Origin of the sequence: Paeniroseomonas aquatica (genome assembly GCF_030409335.1) — a bacterium.
Lineage (GTDB): Bacteria > Pseudomonadota > Alphaproteobacteria > Acetobacterales > Acetobacteraceae > Belnapia > Belnapia aquatica.
Genome location: NZ_JAUFPN010000121.1, coordinates 1 through 3,617, shown reverse-complemented (window position 1 = coordinate 3,617; position 3,617 = coordinate 1). Strand labels below are relative to the sequence as shown.

The 3,617-nt window shown below is 64.1% G+C and carries 3 protein-coding genes; 2 read left to right on the top strand and 1 reads right to left on the bottom strand.

Going from position 1 to position 3,617, the window contains the following annotated elements:
- Both QWZ14_RS10895 and QWZ14_RS10890 read left to right on the top strand, forming a co-directional pair.
- The coding region (locus QWZ14_RS10895) for a hypothetical protein (protein WP_290316681.1) at positions 1–785 on the top strand (785 nt) is incomplete at its 5' end.
- Positions 782–1,342: a hypothetical protein gene (locus QWZ14_RS10890; RefSeq protein WP_290316680.1), complete on the top strand. Its 561-nt coding sequence runs from the start codon at positions 782–784 to the stop codon at positions 1,340–1,342. The genes QWZ14_RS10895 and QWZ14_RS10890, both read left to right, overlap by 4 nt.
- A gap of 665 nt (positions 1,343–2,007) precedes the next feature.
- On the opposite strand, the gene QWZ14_RS10885 is transcribed toward QWZ14_RS10890, so the two are convergent.
- The coding region (locus QWZ14_RS10885; RefSeq protein ID WP_290316679.1) for a DotA/TraY family protein at positions 2,008–3,617 on the bottom strand (1,610 nt) is incomplete at its 5' end.

The window sequence follows — 3,617 nt, the reverse complement described above, 5'->3', positions numbered from 1 at the left end:
CACTTACCCGCATCGCCAAAAATGGTGCGACGCTGCTTGATCTGGGTTCTGATGACGGTATCAGGACCGTATTTGCCTATCTTGGGGACAACATGGAGGTTTTTCATGTGAGTCCCTCTGGTCGCTACGCAGTGCGGAGTGGTCGGCTGCTCGATATGGCTGAGGCTGATCCAACACGGCGCGACCTGACGATGCGCCGCGCCAGCATCATCCCCGGGGTTCTTCCGTCCGTCGATATGCGTGGACAAACCGGCGCCCAGGAGGCAGCTAGTGCGGCTCCGGCGTCCCAGGCACCGGATGGCAACGCTGTGTTGGCGCAGCTGGAGCAGGCCGATTACGGCGTGGCCGGCCGGGCGGATGCGCCACGGATCTACGCATTCATCGATCCCCTATGTTCGTTTTCGGTTCGGCTGATGGAGGCGTTGCGGCCCCATATCGCGGCTGGTCGCATCCAGGTGGCGATGCTGCCTATCGCTCTGATTGACCATGAGACGAATGGCCGCAGCACGCCGGCCGCGGAGACGATGTTGAGCCGCCCATCTGGCGAAATGGACGCTGCCTGGAAGGGGCTCATCGAGGTGGTCCGTGGCTGGCGACCAGACCTGTTCGCAGTAAACGATGAGGGGCGGGCTCGACTGGCCCGGAACAAAGCCCTGGCGACCTCGCTGCAGGTGCAGGCGACGCCAACCCTGGTATGGCGCCAAGCCGATGGTGCGCCGCGGGCTCAAATGGGTGGTCAGGATCTGGATCAGGTTATTGCTTCACTCACTGGGCCGCAGCGGTGAGCGACGACGGGCGCTCGCAGCGCGGCAGCCTGCGATGGATTGGTCGTAAGGGTTTGGACGTGGCAACCGCGTTTCCCCGCGGCGTTTGGATGGCGGCCAATCCGGAGGGCATTCGGAGCGAGGCCGCTAACATCCAGCGCCTCTGGGGGATTCGGCGGGCGCCGCGGCCGGCGGGGCGGTCGATCATCGCAGGCCCGAATGGCAGCTTCGACATTCCACTCACCGCCGAGATTGCAGGGGTGACGAGTGCTCAGGTCGAGCGGCTACTGGCGCTTCGTCTACGGCGGACAGCCACCACGTTCTGGGCGTGCGTGGTGGTCGGGGCGGCCGGCTTCCTGTCCTGGGTGGCGGCCGCGATCCTGTCACCACCCGATTTCGCCGGCATATGGTCGGGGATGATGACGCTGATTCTGACCCTCGCGCTTGGGGGCAAATCGCTCGAGGCCGCGTTGCAGAACTGGCAGGTCCGAGCTCGGCGTTTTGGCAGTATCGGCGAATTCCTACGTACCGCCGACACCGTACTGCCCAGCCGGCGAGCCAATTCCTCGGCCGGCTAGTGGGCGCTATCATCTGCTAGCGTAAGCTAGAAGACGCCAGGCGGCAGGGCTGAGTTGGCCGCCGGCAGATCCCCTGACCCTGGCCGGACTATGGTCCCCCGGCGATCATGGACCGAGGGGCGCCAGCGGACGTCGGCGCTCCCGTAGGCCATGTATGGGTCGTAGTAGGGGTTCGCCACATGTGGAGCCGGCGGCGGGTGGTAATCGGCTCCGCTCCGCAGATTGCCGCGTCGCTCGCATCCGCAGAGCGCCAGGACTACACCCAATCCAATCATAGCCAGTCGCATCGCATCCTCCTGATCCAACAGGAAGGATGGTGCGGTCACCCTGCGCGAATGGCGTCAATCTCCGCATAAAACTGGATCTCGCCGAGCTCGCCCTCAGCTTCCGTGGCACGGCCAATCCAATAGTCGCGCCTAGCCTCCGCCTCCATGGCGNATGCCGAGGCGTGGTTACCCTCGGCGACCTCTTTGTTTTTCAGGGCGATCTCTCGGATCCGGGCGATTTCCGCCCGGAGCCTGTGGATCTCGACCTCGGGGTCAACCGCGCCAGTGAGCGCATCGACCATGTTCTGCGCGACGCGCCGGTTCTTTTGCTGAACCTGAACACTGGCTCGACCGAGCATGTATCCCATTAGCGCCGACATCGCAGACCTCCTCGCGGCTCTACTTTCTATCAGGTGGAACAACGTCCGTCGCGACCGAAAGTGTACCGTCCATGCCCTGACTTTTGCCAGCGCCACCTTCACCCTCCGAACCGGCGATGGCCTGCTGCTGCCCGGCCTTACGGGCAGCATCGCTGATGCTGCCGACACTGGCGTTGATGCCTTGGAGAGCGCCAACCATGCCCGCCCCGGCGACCTGCTGAGCGAAGGCGTCCATATCGACCCGATTAGCCGGACGCATATTTGCCCAGGTCAGGACATGGTGCGGAACGAGGCTGATCATCCGGAATGCGTAGGTCGAGGCTGCGATGTGGAGCGCCGCGTAGACACACATCATGACAGCGACCCCGAGGAAGTTTGTCACGATCCAGCCGTTCATCAGTCCAAAGCCGGCGATGACCATGAATGTCCTGGCGATCAGCCAGGCCAGGGCGGCATAGACCACATAGCCCAGGAACAGGCCGATCAACATCAGCACTGGCCGGAAAAATATGTTTGCAAGAGTGATGTAGCCCGAGGCGCCGTTGCCGTGCAGCGCGGCGTCACGGAATGTGAGGTGCGCCAGCATCCACAGGCTGACCGAGATCCAGGCTTCCAATACCAGGACGAGCCAGCCGGCGATGCCAGCCAGCCACAGCCCATAGGGCAGAAGCGGCAGCAGGTAGGCCAGGATCATGCCTGGGATCAGCAGGCTCATCAGCCCTGCAAAAATGGGCGCTCCGAGATAGCTGACGACCATATGGCCAACAGCGGCGCCGGCCACGCCACTGAAATTGAGCGTCAGCGCACTGACGGCCATCGTCGCCGCCGTCCCGGTCCCCGATGCCAGAATGGCCGCGAGACCAAGCGCCGAAAGGCTCGCCATCATCAACTTGTGCCCGGTCTGCACCTGGTCGGCGAACGGGTCCTGCCAGAGGGATTTCGCCGGGCTGGCGGCGTCGGTGAACAGGCGCAGGACACGCTCGCTCAAATGCAGCGAGCGCAGCACCTTCTCCAGCACCGAGGCACCATTCTCGTCGGGCGAGGCGCCACTGAACAGATCGGCATAGCCGGCCGGGGTGTCCGAGCCATCCGTGGTCTGGGCGACGGTTTTGATGGTCTCTTTCCACTGCGTGACGGCGGCCACCAGAGGCACCAAATCACGATGAATGTTGGTGCCCAAGCCCTCAAAGCTCGGCGGGGTCACGACCGGCGTATTAGTCAGCAGGGACAGCGTGGCGCCATTCAGTCTGGCGAACTCCATGGAGTAAGCGCCGGCGCCCGACCAGCTGTTGGCCCAGAGGCGGTCCTCCTGGTTCTGGTTGCGGTAGGTGCCGCGGCGGAGATCATCGGCCTTCACGGCAGCCCGGAGCTGCTGGGTGACATTTGTGGCCGCCTCGGTCAGTTGCCGGGTGTAGCTGTCCGTCGCACTGACATAGGTGTCCATCAGCGGTGCCAGGGCGGCTGCCTGGCGGGTGCGCCAGAGGTTGTCCGCGACCTGGCGAGCCGCCGGCCGGATCTGCTGTTGCACCACATTCTCGAGGATCTGGCGCTGCGTCGAGGTCATGTCGACTGAGACGCCCATCAGCGTCGTGGCCGCAGTTCCAGCCGGGGAGCGTACCGTCACCGTGC